The 18,640-nt window shown below is 34.3% G+C and carries 20 protein-coding genes; 8 read left to right on the top strand and 12 right to left on the bottom strand.

Annotated elements, in window-relative coordinates:
* Positions 1-148: 148 nt before the first annotated feature.
* From ACZ5N4_RS06820 to ACZ5N4_RS06795, 6 genes are all read right to left on the bottom strand, one after another.
* Positions 149-613, bottom strand: coding sequence for a GreA/GreB family elongation factor (locus tag ACZ5N4_RS06820; protein WP_464208350.1), 465 nt, complete (start codon positions 611-613; stop codon positions 149-151).
* A 296-nt stretch (positions 614-909) separates the two neighbouring features.
* A complete protein-coding gene (locus ACZ5N4_RS06815) occupies positions 910-1,044 on the bottom strand; it encodes an OadG-related small transporter subunit (RefSeq protein WP_464208348.1) in 135 nt (44 codons plus the stop codon).
* Positions 1,045-1,067: 23 nt separating this feature from the next.
* Positions 1,068-2,192 carry a sodium ion-translocating decarboxylase subunit beta gene (locus ACZ5N4_RS06810; RefSeq protein WP_178909173.1) on the bottom strand — a complete coding sequence of 375 codons (1,125 nt, stop codon included), beginning with the start codon at positions 2,190-2,192 and terminating at the stop codon, positions 1,068-1,070.
* Between the two features lie 23 nt (positions 2,193-2,215).
* A complete protein-coding gene (locus tag ACZ5N4_RS06805) occupies positions 2,216-2,608 on the bottom strand; it encodes a biotin/lipoyl-containing protein (protein WP_464208346.1) in 393 nt (130 codons plus the stop codon).
* Positions 2,609-2,643: 35 nt separating this feature from the next.
* Positions 2,644-2,976, bottom strand: a complete 333-nt coding sequence (locus ACZ5N4_RS06800) for a hypothetical protein (protein ID WP_464208344.1) — start codon at positions 2,974-2,976, stop codon at positions 2,644-2,646.
* A gap of 69 nt (positions 2,977-3,045) precedes the next feature.
* Complete coding sequence (locus ACZ5N4_RS06795) at positions 3,046-4,473, bottom strand: oxaloacetate decarboxylase subunit alpha (RefSeq protein ID WP_464208342.1); 1,428 nt, start codon at positions 4,471-4,473, stop codon at positions 3,046-3,048.
* A gap of 515 nt (positions 4,474-4,988) precedes the next feature.
* On the opposite strand from ACZ5N4_RS06795, the gene ACZ5N4_RS06790 reads away from it, so the two are divergent.
* Positions 4,989-5,294 carry a CD3324 family protein gene (locus tag ACZ5N4_RS06790; protein WP_308036921.1) on the top strand — a complete coding sequence of 102 codons (306 nt, stop codon included), beginning with the start codon at positions 4,989-4,991 and terminating at the stop codon, positions 5,292-5,294.
* Positions 5,295-5,545: 251 nt separating this feature from the next.
* On the top strand, positions 5,546-6,205 hold the full coding sequence (locus ACZ5N4_RS06785; protein WP_464208339.1) for a FusB/FusC family EF-G-binding protein: 660 nt from the start codon (positions 5,546-5,548) through the stop codon (positions 6,203-6,205).
* Positions 6,206-6,476: 271 nt separating this feature from the next.
* Here the strand turns inward: ACZ5N4_RS06785 and ACZ5N4_RS06780 are convergent, their stop codons facing one another.
* Positions 6,477-7,250 carry a PhzF family phenazine biosynthesis protein gene (locus ACZ5N4_RS06780; protein WP_464208337.1) on the bottom strand — a complete coding sequence of 258 codons (774 nt, stop codon included), beginning with the start codon at positions 7,248-7,250 and terminating at the stop codon, positions 6,477-6,479.
* 346 nt (positions 7,251-7,596) lie between these two features.
* Between ACZ5N4_RS06780 and ACZ5N4_RS06775 the strand changes: the two genes are divergently transcribed.
* Positions 7,597-8,622 (top strand): branched-chain amino acid aminotransferase, encoded by a 1,026-nt coding sequence (locus ACZ5N4_RS06775; RefSeq protein WP_464208335.1) that lies wholly within the window; start codon positions 7,597-7,599, stop codon positions 8,620-8,622.
* A gap of 171 nt (positions 8,623-8,793) precedes the next feature.
* Here the strand turns inward: ACZ5N4_RS06775 and ACZ5N4_RS06770 are convergent, their stop codons facing one another.
* Both ACZ5N4_RS06770 and ACZ5N4_RS06765 read right to left on the bottom strand, forming a co-directional pair.
* Positions 8,794-8,979 carry a zinc-binding dehydrogenase gene (locus tag ACZ5N4_RS06770; RefSeq protein WP_464208333.1) on the bottom strand — a complete coding sequence of 62 codons (186 nt, stop codon included), beginning with the start codon at positions 8,977-8,979 and terminating at the stop codon, positions 8,794-8,796.
* A gap of 2 nt (positions 8,980-8,981) precedes the next feature.
* Complete coding sequence (locus ACZ5N4_RS06765; protein ID WP_464208331.1) at positions 8,982-9,170, bottom strand: hypothetical protein; 189 nt, start codon at positions 9,168-9,170, stop codon at positions 8,982-8,984.
* Positions 9,171-9,406: 236 nt separating this feature from the next.
* On the opposite strand from ACZ5N4_RS06765, the gene ACZ5N4_RS06760 reads away from it, so the two are divergent.
* Entirely contained in the window at positions 9,407-10,825 is a 1,419-nt protein-coding gene (locus tag ACZ5N4_RS06760) for an aminotransferase-like domain-containing protein (RefSeq protein WP_464208329.1), read from the top strand.
* Positions 10,826-10,963: 138 nt separating this feature from the next.
* Here ACZ5N4_RS06760 and ACZ5N4_RS06755 read toward each other — a convergent pair whose 3' ends face one another.
* Positions 10,964-11,536, bottom strand: a complete 573-nt coding sequence (locus ACZ5N4_RS06755) for a TetR/AcrR family transcriptional regulator (protein ID WP_464208327.1) — start codon at positions 11,534-11,536, stop codon at positions 10,964-10,966.
* A 292-nt stretch (positions 11,537-11,828) separates the two neighbouring features.
* Here ACZ5N4_RS06755 and ACZ5N4_RS06750 point away from each other — a divergent pair, with 292 nt between their 5' ends.
* From ACZ5N4_RS06750 to ACZ5N4_RS06735, 4 genes are all read left to right on the top strand, one after another.
* The gene (locus tag ACZ5N4_RS06750; RefSeq protein WP_464208325.1) at positions 11,829-12,464 is read left to right on the top strand and encodes a flavodoxin family protein; all 636 of its coding nucleotides are present in this window, start codon (positions 11,829-11,831) and stop codon (positions 12,462-12,464) included.
* A gap of 35 nt (positions 12,465-12,499) precedes the next feature.
* On the top strand, positions 12,500-13,717 hold the full coding sequence (locus tag ACZ5N4_RS06745) for an MFS transporter (RefSeq protein ID WP_464208323.1): 1,218 nt from the start codon (positions 12,500-12,502) through the stop codon (positions 13,715-13,717).
* 315 nt (positions 13,718-14,032) lie between these two features.
* A complete protein-coding gene (locus ACZ5N4_RS06740) occupies positions 14,033-14,854 on the top strand; it encodes a hypothetical protein (RefSeq protein WP_464208321.1) in 822 nt (273 codons plus the stop codon).
* A 39-nt stretch (positions 14,855-14,893) separates the two neighbouring features.
* A complete protein-coding gene (locus ACZ5N4_RS06735) occupies positions 14,894-15,361 on the top strand; it encodes a hypothetical protein (RefSeq protein ID WP_464208320.1) in 468 nt (155 codons plus the stop codon).
* A 90-nt stretch (positions 15,362-15,451) separates the two neighbouring features.
* Here the strand turns inward: ACZ5N4_RS06735 and ACZ5N4_RS06730 are convergent, their stop codons facing one another.
* Together ACZ5N4_RS06730 and ACZ5N4_RS06725 are read right to left on the bottom strand one after the other, a co-directional pair.
* The gene (locus ACZ5N4_RS06730) at positions 15,452-17,212 is read right to left on the bottom strand and encodes a GMC family oxidoreductase (RefSeq protein WP_464208318.1); all 1,761 of its coding nucleotides are present in this window, start codon (positions 17,210-17,212) and stop codon (positions 15,452-15,454) included.
* A gap of 183 nt (positions 17,213-17,395) precedes the next feature.
* The gene (locus ACZ5N4_RS06725) at positions 17,396-18,250 is read right to left on the bottom strand and encodes a reverse transcriptase domain-containing protein (RefSeq protein WP_464208316.1); all 855 of its coding nucleotides are present in this window, start codon (positions 18,248-18,250) and stop codon (positions 17,396-17,398) included.
* Positions 18,251-18,640: the final 390 nt, after the last annotated feature.

Raw genomic sequence — 18,640 nt, 5'->3', positions numbered from 1 at the left:
TTTAAATAAATTATATTTTCGTAATTAAATTGTACAAAAAGGGAGTGTTTCAAAACTAATTACTTAGTTTTGAAACACTCCCTTTCATAGTGAAGGCAAACCTTGTTGCCCCCTCACTAGCAAACTCTTCAATAAAACTTATAAACTCTTATAATATCTCTAATATTTCTACTGTATATTTTTCACTTGGAGCATTAACTTCAACTATATCTCCGACTTTTTTGCCCATTAATGCTTTTCCTAAATCTGATTCTACACTTATAAGCATGTTTTCTGGGTCTGCATCTATAGTAGTTACTAATGACATAGTTTCTTTATATTCATCCTCTATAAATTTAATTTTAAACTTTCTATTAACCCCAAGTACTGATTTATCTTGGCTTTTATCGTCTATTACAGTTGCAGTTGAAATCATACTAAATAAATATTGAATTCTATTATCATTTTCTCTATAGTTTGCACAAGCTTCTTTATATTCTGCATTTTCCGATCTATCACCATGTGCAGCAGCTACTAATTTTTCCTTTGCTATTTCAGCTCTTTTTACGGTCATTCTATATTCTAATTCTTCTTTTAATTTATTCATATTTTCTTCTGTTAGTATATTATTCATATAAGGATAAACCTCCCCGAGATATATTACGTTAATATTATACAGTATATAGAAAAAATTTCAAATTAATTTGAATCTCAGTGCCAAAAAAAATCTTTTAGAATAGAGTTTGGCTCCTCCCCATGCCTCCAAAGCCTTGAAGATTATTAGTTATATCATACATATATCTATTCCTTTCATAAAACGTACTTTTAAATTAATAGAAAGCTACCTATTTACCAGTTAAGTGATACTAATAAAAAAGCTGCAGATAAGGTTTGTATCTAAAACCCATCTGCAGCTTATATATTAGCCTACTATTTCTCAGGAAATACTTTTATTAAAGCTTTTATCAAAATAAATATCATTAGCAATACTATAAATATTCCGCTCATCCCAGAAACTAGTACACCTAGTGATTGTTTAAAAGTCATTAAAGCAGTACTATTCATTTATAACACCTACCTTATTTTTATTAGAACTTGATTAAGTTCATTATCAGTCCGCCGGCTATAACTGAAGCTACCTGTCCTGCAACATTGGCTCCTACTGCATGCATAAGTATAAAGTTCTGACTGTCTTCCTTAGTTGCCATCTTTTGTATTACTCTAGATGACATAGGGAATGCAGATATACCTGCTGCACCAATCATTGGGTTTACCTTTTTTCTTAGGAAAAGATTTAAGAACTTAGCAAATAATACGCCTCCAATTGTATCGAATACAAAGGCCACTAATCCAAGTCCAATTACAACTGCAGTTCTTAGAGTTACAAATTCTTCTGCTTTCATAGAAGCAGCTATAGTAATTCCTAGTAATAAAGTTATGATATTTACAAGCTCGTTTTGTGCTGTCTTTGATAGCCTGTCCAATACACCACATTCTCTAATGAGGTTTCCAAACATTAAGAATCCTACTAGTGCTACGGAAGTTGGTGCAATTAATCCCGCAATTACAGTAACTAATATAGGAAATAATATTCTTGTTTTTTTAGATATAGCTTCTGCCTTGTAAGGCATTCTTATCATTCTTTCCTTTTTAGTAGTTACTAATTTAATTGCAAAAGGCTGAATTACTGGTACAAGCGACATGTAGGAATATGCAGCAACGGTGATTGGTGCTATAAGACTGCTCTTAAAGTAATTAGCTACAAATATTGAAGTAGGGCCATCAGCTGCTCCTATAATACCTATGGAAGCCGCATCCTTTAAGCTGAAGCCTAAAAGTGCTGCTGCACAGATAGTAAAGAAAATTCCAAACTGAGCTGCTGCTCCGAATAAAAGCATGAAGGGATTTGATAAAAGAGGTCCGAAATCTATCATGGCTCCTATACCAATAAATAATAGTAAAGGAAATGCTTCTGTGGAAATTCCACTATGGAATAGAAAATCAAGTATCCCCTCAACTTTGGTTCCATTTAGTACCTGAGTTATAGCTCCGGACATAGGTATATTAACAAGTATTGCTCCAAAGCCTATTGGCAGTAATAATGATGGTTCAAAGTCTTTAGCAATAGCTAAATATATAAGCACTCCTCCAATAATCCATATTATAATCTGCTTAATAGTAATAGCAGTAATACCTTGAATTAAAAATTTCATTATTGTGTTCTCCTCCTTTTTACTTAAGATATTTGAACTAGAACATCTCCTGGATTCACAGCATCACCTTTTGATACTTTTACTGAAACAATCTGACCATCTCTTGCAGCAACTATTTCATTCTCCATTTTCATTGCTTCTAATACAACTAAAAGCTGACCTTTTTTAACTTGATCTCCAACCTTTACAGCTACATTAACTATATTGCCTGGCATCGGAGCTTCTACAGTTTCTCCTCCTGCAACTGGTGCAGATGGTTGTGCTGGAGTTTCTTTTTCTACCGCTGTAGGAGCAGCTTCCTTAGTGGCTGACGCTGCACTTTGCTTCTCTGAAATTGCATCCGAAGTTTCTTTACTTACTTCTTCTATCTCTACTTCATAAACTTTGCCATTTAACTTTATCATGTATTTTTTCATCTTAACTAACCACCTTCCAATACTAATTATTTTAACTACTTAATCCTAGTTAATCTTGATATATGAAAATAAGAATCTGGCTTTTCATTAGAAGCCATAATTGATGCAGCTAAAGCCACTACCAATCTATCTTCTTCATCATCACTATCATTAAAAATCTGCCCAGGGTTGTGAGCTGCAACATTGTTGCTATTAGTAAATTTTTGTACATTATTTTTCTCTGTATTATTTCCTGATTTAACTTCTAATATTACCTGAGATAGCTTAGAGACTATTGATATTGCGTATAATACCAGTACAGCGAAAATTACTGTTAAAGCTCCTAATGCAATAATAAGTGTCTCCGAAAGATTTAAGCTATTTCCCATTCTGTTTCACCCCTTTGATATTCCTCATATATCTATAACAATTGCTTATCATTATGCCTTTGCAAATTATTACATAGTTACTGTAATGTAATTTACCTTCTCACTACTGTCCTTTCCTTCATTGCCATCTTTTGCTTCGCTGCTCTTCTGTGATTTAGGTTTTAATCTATCCTCAAAGAACTTTTTTGCAACCTGAGGGAATAAGATATAAGATAAAACATCTTCTAGCGAAGTAGCTAATTCACCAATTTCAGCCTTATATTTTTCTATTTCTGGCTCTAGCAAATCTGCTGGTCTCACAGTTATAACTTTCTCGTCACCAATAATTTTTTTCTTAATTTCATCACTGATTGGTGCAGGTGAGCTGCCATAAAGTCCCCTAACATATTCTTTTATTTCTTTTGGTATCATCTTATATCTCTCGCTGGCTAAGATGTTGAATACTGCTTGAGTTCCTACCATTTGACTTAAAGGAGTAACTAGTGGCGGGAATCCCAGGTCCTCCCTTACTCGAGGTATTTCCCTAAGTACAGCTTCATACTTATCCTCTGCACCCTGTGCTTTTAATTGGGATAGAAGATTGGAAAGCATTCCTCCTGGCACCTGATATTTTATAGTCTTTGGCTCTACATCCATTACTTTAGGATTTAGTATTCCCTCTGCTCTATACTTTTCTTTTATAGGTTTAAAATAATCAGCAATTTCCCCTAACAAATCAGTATTAAGCTCAGGCCCACGATTCCCTTCTTTAAGTGTCAATACCATTGATTCTGTAGCTGGCTGTGATGTGCCCTCTGCGAAGGGTGAAATTGCGGTGTCAATTATATCTACACCTGCTTCTACAGCCTTTAGATATGTCATTGAGGCAATACCACTTGTGCTGTGAGTGTGAAGCTCTAAAGGGATAGCTACTGATTCCTTTAATCTTTTTACAAGATCATAAGCTGAAAATGGGGTCAATATACCGGCCATATCCTTTATGCAAATTGAATTTGCTCCCAGCTTTTCCATTCTCTTTGAAAGTTCTACAAAATAGTCTATAGTATGAATTTTGCTTGTTGTATAGCTTATTGCACACTGACAATGTGCACCAGCTTCTTTTATTGCTTTAATTGAAGTTTCCAAGTTTCTCACATCGTTTAAAGCATCAAAGACTCTGATTATATCTATTCCATTTTCTACGGATTTTTTAATAAATGTTTCTACCACATCATCAGCGTAGTTCTTATATCCTAAAAGATTCTGCCCTCTTAGCAGCATCTGAAGCTTCGTGTTTTTTACGATTTTTCGAATTTCTCTAAGTCTTTCCCATGGATCTTCATTTAGAAAGCGTAGACAGGCATCAAAGGTTGCTCCTCCCCAAACTTCCAATGAGTGATATCCAACTCTGTCCATTTTTTCAAGAATAGGTAGTATTTCTGCGGTTTTTAATCTAGTAGCAATAAGTGATTGATGCGCATCTCTCAATACTGTTTCTGTTATTTTTATTGGGTTCACTATTATATTCCTCCCTTCATCTGGCAAAGCTTGCCTACAAAAGTTAATTAATAACTGAAGCATTATTTATATGCTTAGCCAGTCAAGCCTTAAATATTCGAACCTTTAATTATAATAGATACCAATTTCTGTACTCTATTATTAGTATTAAGGTATTTCAGTAAGATTATAAAGAACTAGACATGTTGGAATATTTTTTGATTTTTTCCACATTTTTATTAAAACTAAAACATTATCTTCTTTCAGATTCTATGGGAATATAACACCGACTTTATAAAATCCAAAATTATGATATAATAGTTGTGACGTATTGGGGGTGTTTTTATGAAGGTCTGTGATACATTCAGCTATAAATCAGCTTGCTCCTTGCAAAGACTACAACAAAGTCAGCTATGCTTTGTTTGGAGCCTAAGCTGTTAGGTTAGCTGGAATGCGTACATGTTTTAGGCTCTGCAACACATAGTCTTTTTGTATTCTTTGCTTTGATACTTTCATAAGAGTGGAGGAGTAAGGAAATGAAATATGCAAAGGCACAAGATGTGTTACCAGAGGAAATTGTTAAAATAATTCAAGAATATGTAGATGGAAAATATCTTTATGTACCCAGAAAAAATGAAAATCATAAGGCCTGGGGAGAAAAGAGTGGTATAAAGAATAGTCTTAAGGTGAGAAATAATGAGATTTATAAAAAGTACATTGATGGAGCTACTATTAATGAACTAACTCAGGAGTATTACCTGTCAGAAAAGAGTATAAGAAGAATAATAGGTCAACAGAAACGTATATTCTCACAATCATTACAGAATTATTTATTAGATTGAATGCTTATTTTAAACCATGTTATGATTTCATTGTGGAAATCCAATGAAAGTTATCATATCTAATTTAAAACAAGGTTCAAAAGTAAAATGATTGTGAATATGTATTACGTTTTAAATTAGGATGATTATTGTTGCTTTCAATTGGAGTAATAATAATCATCTTTTTGTTATTGGGCTGATGGTAAAATGAAACTGAAAGTAATGTCATATTTATATGAATAATACATGTTAGAAAAGAGGTGCTTGATTTTATGAAGGCTTTTATAAAAAAGCATGAATATAATTATATAAGAAAGTGTTTAAATGACTTAAATAATGCTTTCAGAGGTTGCGTAGATATTAATATTATTCAATCTGCTAAAGCATATATACAGGAGAAAATATTAAATATTTTCACAGATTTATCTGAGGAAGAAAAAGAACTACTTGATATTAGTAAAATAACTGATTCATCTCACATTGATAAGTATTTAGCTGAATTGAATGAATATGTATATGGAATGCCAAACATTACAAATGCACAAATTAGTAGATTGTTTAAAAAAGAAAAGAAACTTAAATTACCAAGTCTAAATGCACAGGATTCAAAGAATGTATATTTGGGTTGGATTGATAAATCCACTGGAAAATTATTTGTAGCTTACAATATGAATGATAAACTTATAGGTATGGCATGTAGAATTACAAATCATGTTTCCAATAACGCTCGTAGATGTGTGCTTTGCAATCATGTAGGCGGGGAAAATGAAGTAGCCTTTGTTTCACCTATCTGTAAAACAGCTAATTCTGCGGAAGGTGCTTATAGGTCAATAGGCTTTGATATATGTTTAGATAGCGAGAATTGTAATAAACGAATTGTAGCAATCGAAAAGCTTGAGAAAATTTTAAAGGATGTTAACAATATAAAGTGATAGTTACACGCATATCCAGCCCATCTCCACAAGTAAAAAATCAAGAAATGAATTATAATTAAGATTTTCAGCCTAAAATATCTTTTATTATGTTTCAGGCTGTTATCCGCTAATAATTAACTATTTTTGATTTTTTATACAATTATCTTTATAGTTCTTTTTTACATTATAAGGCGAATTTATAGCTGATTGTATCTATTCATATCTAAAATTAGATGTGAATAGATACAATAGTAATTGCCTAAAGTAATACTAACTATCAAATTTTTTATTAAAAATTAATGTCTGCAGTGGAATATAAAACTGCTTTACCACTGAGCTTTACTCTCTCTCCCTTATACTCACAATATAATGTGCCTCCTCTTGACGAAGCTTGATAGGCAATCAAATCATTCTTTCCTAACCTGTTAGCCCAGAACGGAATGATGTGGCAATGTCCTGAACCACATACAGGATCTTCTGGTACATTACATTTAGGTGCAAATGATCTGGATACACAGTCAAATTCTTTCCCCTGAGCTGTGACCTGTAAAAGCAGTCCATCTAGTGCATTTATCTTTTCTTGATTTGGATTTAAATTTCTAACTTCTTCTTCAGATCTAAGAATGCAGAGTAAGTCCCTTCCCATATATGCTTCTAGGGGTCTAACTCCTATGGCTTCTACCATTGCTTCTGTTACATCTACTTTTTTTAATTCGTAAGACGGAAAGTCCATTTCAAAAAGATCACCTTTTTTTATAACTGTTAACAATCCGCTGAGTGTCTGGAAACGAATTTCTGTTACTTCAGGTTCAATAAACTTAGTGATAATGTATGCCGCTGCAAGAGTTGCATGTCCACATAAATTAATCTCACCACCAGGAGTGAACCACCTTAATTTATAATCTGATCCTTCTTTTACGGCAAAAGCTGTCTCTGATAGATTGTTTTCCATTGTTATCTTCATCATGATCTCATCAGAAAGCCACTCATCCATGACACATACTGCTGCAGGGTTTCCTCCAAATACTTTGTCTGAAAAAGCATCTACTACATACTGTCTCATTTTAATTTCCTCCTTTATTTTCTTAAATAAACAACTGCTTCACCCTAATACAGGATGTCAAGCGGGAGTTTTTTAACGCAACACAAATCCTGGCTAGTTTTTCTGTAAAATACTTTGCATACACCACATTAAATGCCGCAAAGTAAGACTTTACACACAATACATATATTAAGCAAATTATATCACCGCAATTATATGGTTTCAACATCATAATTGTATGTAATACAATTATACAATTGAAGCCATACATTTACGATGATATAATATAATTACTATATCATGTGCCATACAATAAGAGATAAGCTTGTCATTATAATAAAACAAATTTTATTTGGAGGTGCTTTTAATGGCTAAAGAAGTAAATATTGATTGGAGCAGCTTGGGATTTAATTATATCAAGACAGATTTGCGTTATATTTCAAAATGGAAAGACGGAAAATGGGATGAAGGACAATTAGTTGAAGATAACATGATTAGTATAAGTGAAGCTTCAACTGCTCTTCATTATGGTCAACAATGTTTTGAAGGCCTAAAGGCTTATCGTACAAAAGACGGTAGAATTCAACTTTTTAGACCAGATAGCAATGGAAAACGTATGCAGGACAGCTGCAGACGTATTTTAATGCCAGAAGTTCCAGTAGAAAAGTTTGTAGATGCTTGTATTAAGGTTGTTAAAGCAAATGAACATTATGTTCCACCTTATGGCACTGGAGCAACTCTTTATCTTAGACCTTTTGTAATAGGTGTTGGAGATAACGTTGGTGTTAAACCTGCTCCAGAATATATATTCTGCGTATTCTGTATACCTGTAGGCCCTTATTTTAAAGGTGGTATGAATCCTGTAAACTTCAATATAGCTGAATATGACAGAGCTGCTCCATATGGAACAGGTGCAGCAAAAGTTGGAGGTAACTATGCTGGAAGTCTTTATCCGCATGAATTAGCAGTGAAAAAAGGATTTGCTGACTGTATATACCTTGATCCTGCTACTCATACTAAGATAGAAGAAGTTGGAGCAGCTAACTTCTTTGGAATAACAAAGGATAACAAATTTGTTACTCCAAAATCCCCATCAATTCTTCCAAGCATAACCAAATATTCTTTATTATATATTGCAAAAGAATATTTAAATATGGAAGTTGAAGAAAGAGACGTCTTAGTTGATAACTTAGATGAATTTAAGGAAGCTGGTGCCTGCGGAACTGCTGCAGTAATAACTCCAATTGGTGGAATAGAATATAAAGGAACTTTGCATGTATTCCACAGTGAAACAGAAGTAGGGCCTGTAACTAAGAAACTCTATGATACCCTTTATGGAATTCAATTTGGAGACGTACAAGCTCCAGAAGGATGGTTAGTTGAGGTTAAATAACAGTTTATAAACAAAATTCTTGTTTTTATATTTAGGCCATTCTTTGCTGACATTTTTGCATTTTTTATCGAAAGTATCAGTAAAGGATGGCTTAATCATTTTATAATCAAAGTATTTCCTGTATTTAAAAATAAGCAGACTACTTAGAGTCTGCTCTATATATCCTACTGTTTAATCGATGGAAAGTATCATCTTTCCATGTGCTTTTTTACTTAATATCTGTTCATGTGCTTTTGCAGCATCCTCTAAGGGTAACTCATACCCGACTTCTGGGTGCAAAATACCAGATTCTGGGAAGGCCTTAATAGCATATAAACTCTCATTATACTCATCAGGCTGCGCATTCCAAAGAGCCATACCTAAGACATCACATTCTTTAATCGAATATAAAAAGAATACGTACCAGTACGAATATAGTTTTCATTAGGATTGACACCTGCAGCAAACAGTCTTACACGAACTTCATTTATAGCCGGGATAGGTTCATCAACTTCTACGCATTTCAAGACTTCTGGTTCGCCAAACTTTGATATTTGAATAGTTTTCATCTATATTTCCTCCTACCTTAATAATTAATATTTTCATAAAATTTTTATTTAAAGGCAAGTTTAGTAGATATTTAAGATTACATATTATTTATCACACTTACATATAATATATATATTAAGCAAATTATATCATTGTAATTGTATGAATTCAATGCTACAATTGTATGTAATACAATTTTAGGAAACGTAAAGATTAATAATCTTTACGGACTCCAGAGAAATACTAGGAGGTCTATATGCCAGTAAACTCTTTTGATGGTTATCCAATGACATGGAAACCCGATAAAACCCAACTTACAACACCACTATATCTTTCAATTGCGAATTTATTAGAATATGATATTATAAATGGCTATCTTGCTCCAAACACAAAATTGCCACCTCAACGAGAGCTGGCGGATTATTTGGATATTAATCTTAGCACTATAACAAGGGCATTTAAAATATGTGAATTAAAAGGGTTAATTTATGCTACAACAGGAAAAGGAACTTTTGTTTCGCCAAATGCAGGTGCAGCAATATCAATAGCAGATAGCAGAACAGAGAATAGCTATATAGAAATGGGCATTATAAAACCTTTTGACCAAACTAACTCTATTGTAGCAGAGACAGTAAAAAATATCTTATCAAAAGGATATGTAGAAAAGTTATTAGACTATGGTCACCCGTTAGGTACTCCATATCATAAGCTTTCTGCTAAAAAGTGGTTGCAAAAATATAATATAGATGCAAATATTGAAAATATTGCGATTACGTCCGGTGCTCAAAACTCCCTTGCAGTCACCTTAATTTCTCTTTTTCACACAGGAGATAAAATTGCAGTTGATATGTACACCTATCCTAATTTTATTGGACTGGCAAATATGCTAAATATTCAATTGGTTCCGATAAAGGGAGATTTTTTAGGAATGAAACCGGAGGAATTGGATGCTCAATGCAGACTAAATAACATACAAGGTGTATATCTTATGCCTTCTTGTGATAACCCTACAGGGATTTTGATGAATATGGAGCGTAGACAGGAACTTGCAGAAGTTATAAAAAAGAATAATCTTATCTTAATAGAAGATGACATTTATTATTTTCTTGCCCCACAAAGTTATCTTCCTATTACTTCTTTTGTACCTGAACAGTCCATTTATATCAACAGCATTTCAAAATCTTTATGTTCAGGAATACGAGTAGCCTTTATAGTATATCCTGAAAAATATTCCGCAAATATTACTCGGGGAATATATAGCATAAATATAAAAACTTCTGCACTAAACGCAGAGGTTATCGCTGAGATGATCAATACTGGAATGGCAGACAAAATAGTTGAAGATAAAATATCAACTTCAAAAGAGCGGAATCAAATTTATAAAAAGTATTTTAAAGTAGAAAATCCAAATGAAAATCCTGTAAGCTTTTTTCATTGGCTTCCATTGAAGCAAAAGTTTAATGCAAATCAATTTGAGAAAAACGCTTTAGCACAGGGAATTCATATTTATCATTCCGATCGCTTTTTAGTTGGGAATTATGAGGGACAACAATTTTTACGTGTATCACTCTCGTCTTCTGCTGATTCTAGTGAATTGGAAAAAGGATTATGCATATTAAAAAATATATTATCTGAATCAAATGATGAAAAAAGTATAAATCCACTAATAATATAAAGAATAGGCTTACAGATAAACAGATATCACAAATCTCTGATTTGGATATAGTTGCTTTCACAGAATACGTGGGGGTATTAGAGTAAAAAACCATGCTAAATAAGATCATTAGCATGGTTTTTTGAATAATATTAACTTCTATTTTATACCTTTAAATACACAATTTATTAGATTTTTTATAAAAGCCTTGTCTACTACATCCCCTGTTATTAATAATCTATAGAATAATGGGCCAAAAATTAAATCCATAACTAATTCTATATCCAAATCTTCCTTTAGTTCTCCTCTTGAAATTCCACGTTCTAAAATATATCGTGAATCAAGTCTGCGAGGCTTAAAATATACTTCGCGATAGGTTTCAGCTAGCTTTTGATCAGATTGACCTTCTGCTATTATCTCATTAATTACCTTCCCCTCTCGACTAATTAAAAATTTTGCTAAATTATTTACTTGAATTATCATATCATTAATAGTTGATCCTGTATCAGGTATTGGAAGTCTCACAACAGCAGCATCAAAAAAAGCATCCATAACAACAGCAGCTTTGTTGGACCACCATTTGTAAATAGTAGCTTTACTAACTCCAGCTCTTTCAGCAATCTTTTCAATTGTAACAGCTCCAAAACCATTTTCAAGTAATAAATCATATGCAGCGGAAAGAATGGCCTGCTTAGTTTTTTCGCTACGTGGACGTCCCAATTTTTTCTCCATTATAATTACCTCCATTGTATTTAATCTATAGCAATATACTTAATAAACTATACGTATATTATACTATATATTTTTTCATTTTAAAGACAAAAAACTATTTACAAAACTAAACGTTTAGTATATTATATATTTATAAACTAAACGTTCAGTTTATCAATCCACTTAATTAATTAGTGAAAAGCTTGAATTACTGAGATACCTAATTGGTACAAGAACTACCCCCAATTAAATCAATATCTACTATATTAGTAAAGTGTGTAAATATTATTAAATATTTGAGGAGGAAAAATTAATGAAAGTTGTAGTTTTTAACGGAAGTCCTAATAAGGAGGGTAATACTTATCATGGAATAAAAATAGTTGTTGAAGAGCTAGAAAAAGAAGGAATAGAAACAGAAATAATTCACGTTGGGAATAAACCTATTAGAGGATGTATTGCCTGCGGATATTGTACAAAAAATAAAAATGGAAAATGTGCTATTACTACTGATCCAGTTAATAATTGGATTGAAAAGATGAAAGATGCGGACGGAATAATCTTAGGATCGCCAGTACACTATTCAGCAATTGCTGGAACAATGAAGTCATTTTTAGATAGAGCTTTTCATGTAGCAGACGCCAATGACAGTATGCTAAGACATAAAGTTGGAACTGTAGTAGTAGCAGTAAGACGTGCAGGTGGAATTCCAACCTTCGATCAGTTAAATAATTACCTTAATCATTCTGAAATGCTCATCCCTACTTCAAACTATTGGAATATTATTAATGGAAGATTACCAGGCGAGTCAATGCAGGACGAAGAAGGAATACAAATAATGAGGATATTAGGTAAAAATATGGCTTGGCTTATGAAACTTGTTGAAAATGGACAAGGAGTTATTAAAAAGCCAGAAAGAGAAGAAAAGATTTTTACTAATTTTATTCGATAAAATATATTATTAAAATCTAAGGGAGTGATTTATAAATGTATCATTCAAATAATGCTGTTATAAAGACAAATTCATCAATAAATAATCTTGAAGCTAAACCCATATTGACTAATTTATTAATTTTAGTTATGTCCATAGCTTGTGGACTTACTGTAGCAAATTTATATTATATCCAGCCCCTCTTAGCTGATATTGCAAAAACCTTTCATGTCAACGAATTGAGCATAGGCTTTGCAGCTATGCTTACACAAATAGGTTATGCAATTGGAATGATATTTATATTGCCTTTGGGAGATATAAAAGAAAAGAGAAAATTAATAGTAATAATGCTTTTATGCTCAATAATCTCACTTATGAGTATGTTCTTCTCTTCAAATATATATATTCTTATAATTTCTTCCTTTGCTGTTGGATTTACTTCTATTATTCCCCAACTTATTATCCCTTTAGCAGCACAACTATCAAATCCACAGCAAAGAGGGCAAACTATTGGTACAATAATGAGCGGCTTGTTAATTGGAATATTACTTTCTCGTACAATCGGCGGCATCTTAGGCGGCCACTTTGGCTGGAGAACAGTTTATCTTATTGCAGCGATTATGATGCTTGCTCTCATGCTTATTCTTAGGAAGTTGCTACCCTTATGCGAACCTATCTCTAACATTAAATATACTCAACTATTAAAGTCAATGATACACTTAATAAAAACTGAACCAATTTTAAGAGAAGCCTCTATTAATGGTGCCTTAATGTTTTCAGCTTTTAGTGCCTTTTGGACATCCCTCATATTTTTACTTGAAAGTTCTCATTACAATATGGGAGCTGAAGCAGCAGGTTTGCTTGGATTAGTTGGTATTAGTGGTGCTCTTGCTGCCCCAATAGTTGGAAAAGTAGCTGACAAAAGAGGTTCAAGATTTGCTATTGGTATATGTATAATCGTAGTTATAATCTCCTATTTACTCTTCTTTCTATTTGGCTTTAAAATTTGGGGACTTATTTTAGGAATTATTCTTCTAGATTTAGGAGTACAATCCTGTAATGTTTCTAATCAGGCAAGAGTGCATTCCTTAAACGAAAAAACACGTAATAGACTTAATACTATTTATATGGTCAGCTTCTTTCTCGGAGGAGCATTAGGTTCCTTTTTAGGTTCCTATAGCTATTCTCATTTTGGATGGTATGGAGTTTGTACTTTTGGAATGACAACTCAAGTCATAGCAATTATTCTACACAAGGTTGGAAAAAAAGCATAAAACCAATTTTTAAATACATCCTCTATCTTAGTCCTTATCTCTCTTAATTTAGAACAGTCTGCAAAGCCTACGCCATCAAATGCAAATAAATAGCATCTATAAATTTGATACCTAATCGGGATGTTTACTTCTGCGTTGAAAGAGAATAATTCCAAGGTATTGCTAATACAATTATTATATATAAATCATATTAATAATTTATATATGTAGTTATTCTAGGAAGAGATGCTATTTATATTTTTTATCTACCATCTCTCGTGAAGAATCAGAATTTATGGGTTATGAAATATAATATTTTAGATAGGAGCTGAACTTATGAGTAATGATGATATTCTAAATACAAAGGATAATAATACAGTACAAGGAACTAGTGAAGATGGTAGCTCTAAAGAAAAGTCTAGAGAGGAACGAATAAATATAATTATTAATGAATTAAATATTTTAATTAGTGATATTAGAAATTCAAGACAATTTACTGACGTGATAGTTCAAAGTCAAGCACTAAATTTAACTCAAGGGACACCACCGAGCCAGGCTATACCTACTGGTGAAACCCCAGCTCAATACCCGGTAACACCTACAGGACAACCTCCAGTTCAATACCCGGTGACACCTACAACGCAACCTCCAACTCAATGTCCGATGCCACCTACAACGCAACCTCCGACTCAATGCCCGGTGCCACCTACAACGCAACCTCCGACTCAATGCCCGGTGCCACCTACAACGCAACCTCCGACTCAATGCCCGATGCCACCTACAACGCAACCTCCAACTCAAAGTCAAGCAGCTGTAAATGCAGCTCTTGCTCAAGCAGCTCAAACATTGACAACAATAGATACAATTAAGACTGAGTTGTGTAGATTGCCCTTAGATTTTTGTGAAAGAGAATATATTTCCAACTGTGTTACCCCTTTAGAAACCGCGATGGAATTTGTATCAAGAACGGGTTTTGAGTTAGCAACTTCAGTAAGTATTTTAACTACTTCACCAATAGTTCCACGTAAAAAAGGAAAGCTAAAGGACACAATTCATACAATATATAGGATGAATGAAGAGGTTGAGGATCTGTTTGAGGTGTTAAAACCTAGATTAAGAAGGCTAACTCAGGAAGATAACTGCTGTATATTTCTATAAATTGCATATAGCTAGCTATAGTAGAAATATTTAAGATAGGTGAATAAGAGTATGGATGATATAAATAGTATAATATCAAATATTAATTTTGCAAAACAATTAAATGAATCATTAATAAAAGGTCAGGCATCCATAGAAAGTGACTTAACTAATGATGTAACCGCAGTTATTAATGATACAGAGGCAATGTTAACTGCTATTAATTCAATTAAGACAGAATTGTGTAGATTATCTTTAAACCTTTGTGAAAGAGAATACGTTGAAAATTGTGTTAATCCTATATTAATAACATTATTTTTCCTATCATTTACATCATATGAACTGTCTGGTACAGTATCTATATTATCTTCTTCACCTATTGTTCCGCCGAAAAAATCAAAACTGAAGAACACAATCCGCTTAATATATAATATTAATGAAGAATGTGAAGATCTGTTTAAGGTGTTAAAAAGGAGGTTAAAACCATTGATACAGGATGATGCAAACTGTTGTGAATTTTTTTCTTAATAGATTCAGTTCAACATTTGTTATTGCTATGGACGGCAAATAGGTAAAAAGACCATATAAAAATATGGTCCATTTAGGCATTGCTATATCTTAATCCTCTGATTCGTCCTCAAAGTCATCAACATCCATCACGTAAGGGTTAGGATCATTTTGAATAAATCGTACGGCATTTAAACCAATCATTTGGGCGGCAGTGGCTGTGTTACCATCTGGCAAAATAGGTGCAATCGATAGATCAGCCACTTTAAGATTTTTGGTGCCGAAGACATCCAAGTTTCCTTTAACAACTCCACTTTGAATGCTATCGGCCATCTTACATTGCCCGCCGTAATGGAAGAAATTCGAATAAGATGCTCTGACATAATCTCCAAGCCGCTTTCTTTTATCTTCCAAATCCGTTATTTTGAAAATGTCTTCCGGAGGGTATACCACTTTTTTTATCCCGCTATTATGGGATTTAGCCTCTTGAATAATATTGTACATATTAATATATTGATCCACTAGGAAATCTAGATCATTCGTATCTTGCTGCAATGGATTGAAGGAAAATGATGGTGGAGCCTCAGGATCGCTATGGGAGGCCATAATGGTACCCCTGCTTCTTGGGTTAACGTCTATTAGACCAAAACTCATGATATTGATTTCCTTATTTTCTAAATCTAGCTCCCACCCATTACTTGCCACGTCTGATGCCGGGATAAACAAGGGTGCAGGGGCTCCTAAAATTTGAAGACGGCGGCCCTCCTTTAAACTGTCCTTATACTCAGCAATAAAAGCGCCTAAGATAACTGGTTGATTAATATCGTCTCCAAATATTGGAATCACCTGAGATGTTTCTACCTCGACTCCAAGTCCTGCATACGCCTGAGTTTGCAGATTATAGCCTACATTTGGATTATCAATCAATGGTGTAATCCCTGCATTAATCAAATCATCGGATTTTCCAATCCCTGACCGTTGCAAAATAACAGAGGAGAAAAATCCTGCCGAAAGGATAACACCTTTTCGGGCAAACGCTTTTTGACAAACACCATTCTTGACATATTCAACCCCGATGGCAATCATTTGATCATTCTTTTTCTTAAATAAGATTTTGTTCACCGTTGTTTTAGCGAAAATGGCCAACTTTCTCTTTCCAACCCCAAACTCATCAGACTGAAATTCATTGCCCTGGGTAACAATACATTTATTTAAATACCCTGTTGCGGTAGATGAACGAGTAATGGTTTGACCCCTTTCCTTTTGTATAAATTGCGATTTATAAAAAGTACAGTCTCGGACGCCTGTGTTATAGTCCTCAACATTGTCAATTTTCAATACTTTTGCTGTTGCATCCGCCAGATTTTGGATGAGTCCGCTTGGAGGAATATGCTGCTGTCTAACAAAAACAGGACCCTTTCTTCCTCTCTCATTCTCACTTTGTGTCAGTCCAGTATAGGTTTCATTATTAATAAACAAAGAACTGACTTGGTCGTAGCTCCATTGAGGTTCATCAGCAAGGTCAGCCCATTCATCATACAACTCTTTACTCCCACGGACAGCATACATTTCGTTAACTTCCGAGCTCCCGCCAATGACCCTTCCATTAACCGTAAGAAGTTGTCGTCCCAAAGAGGATTCTCCTCTAGATATAAGATTGAAGGCAAACTTATTATCGGTCCCCAAAACAATGGCACTTAAAATACTTGGATTGCTTAACTGAGCCGTACTATTTATGCCTTGCTCAAGCACAAGTACGGAAGTATTTCTGTCATCCGTTAATTTCTTAGCGACTACCCCGCCTGCGGTTCCGGCACCAATGACAATATAATCAAAAACAGTCTTTTTACACTTTTTCTTTTTTAGGATCATATCTTTCTACCTACCTTCTTTTTAAATATTTACTTCTGTGGTATTAAGATATGAAGACAAACTTTTTTTGTGTAGGAATGGTTCAGGAATATTCAACTACCCATTAGTCGAGTAAACCCAGGGAATTTCACCCTGAGCTTCTCACAGAACCGAACGTGAAAGTCTCCTTTCATTCGGCTCTTGTTATCCAACCGACGGGCGTAGCCCCATCTGCCAGTGATAAAATAAATTTGGTTGCTCCTTACAAATGCGACCAAGCAATTTATGAGACTTCAAGTGCTTTCTTCCTGTCGATTTGTATTTGTACCTGATACACTGGATTAGCGTGAGATTTACATAGTTGAGAACATTTCTTGCCTCACTTGCACTGTACTTGCAAAAGTAATTCATCCAACCTCTAAGAACAGGATTCATCCGCTCAGCCAACTCCTCGAGTGAAGCAATTTTGTGCTTTCTTCGTATCTCTCTAATACTGTCTCGCAGATGCTGGCTTGCGCCTTTGCTGACCGCCGGTGTAAAGCTATTGAAAAAGTTTCCATGTCTGCTCTTCACAATGCGCCTACGAAAAGTGTACCCAAGAAAGTCAAAGGATTCGTGTTCATGGTGCTCTGGATATACATCACTTTTACAATATACAATTTTCGTTTTGCCTGGATGTACTTCCAATTTGCATTCTGTCATACGTTCATTAAGCTCAACCAGCAAAGCTTTTGCTTCTTCCTCAGTCCAGCAATGAATTACAGCATCATCTGCATATCTTTCCCAAGGATTCCGAGGATACTTTCGTTTCATCCACCAATCGAATGCATAATGCATAAACAGATTTGCTAGTACTGGACTAATTACCCCTCCTTGTGGCGTACCGGCATTCCGCTCTTGAACGGTTCCGTCTGGCATAGCAATTGGCGCTTTCAGAAACCTTTCAATATACAGAGTTACCCATTTGCTGTCAGTATGTTTGCGTACTGCTTTCATCATCAGTTCATGGTCGATGTTGTCAAATAGCCCTTTGATGTCAAAATCAATGACCCACGGCATTTTCCAGCACCGCTCACGAGCTGCACCCACCGGATTTTGTCCCAGTTGTGGCTAAATCATCTGGTTTTGACTGCAATAAACCAATTAACGACGCTTCACGGGCTGTTCACTTTCGTTCAGCTTCACGATGCACACCTGACTGCTACCGCATCCTTTTCCATACGCGCTCAGCACCACAACTTTTGGTTGCAGCACCCAATGGTAGTTTAAAACCTGCACCTGTATGCCGGTTCTGGAGGGCCCACCTCCATCTCTTATAAAGCACATCCGGCTGTGAGGATATTCTTTCCTTTGCACAGTCGTTCTTTCAGGACACACTTAGCCTAATTGGCACAAACATATTTAGTCCAGTTTTATGAATACTGGGTTTTTGTAAATTATTAATTTCAT

It is taken from the genome of Clostridium nitrophenolicum (assembly GCF_055391695.1).
This window is presented reverse-complemented; position numbering and strand designations above follow the sequence as displayed.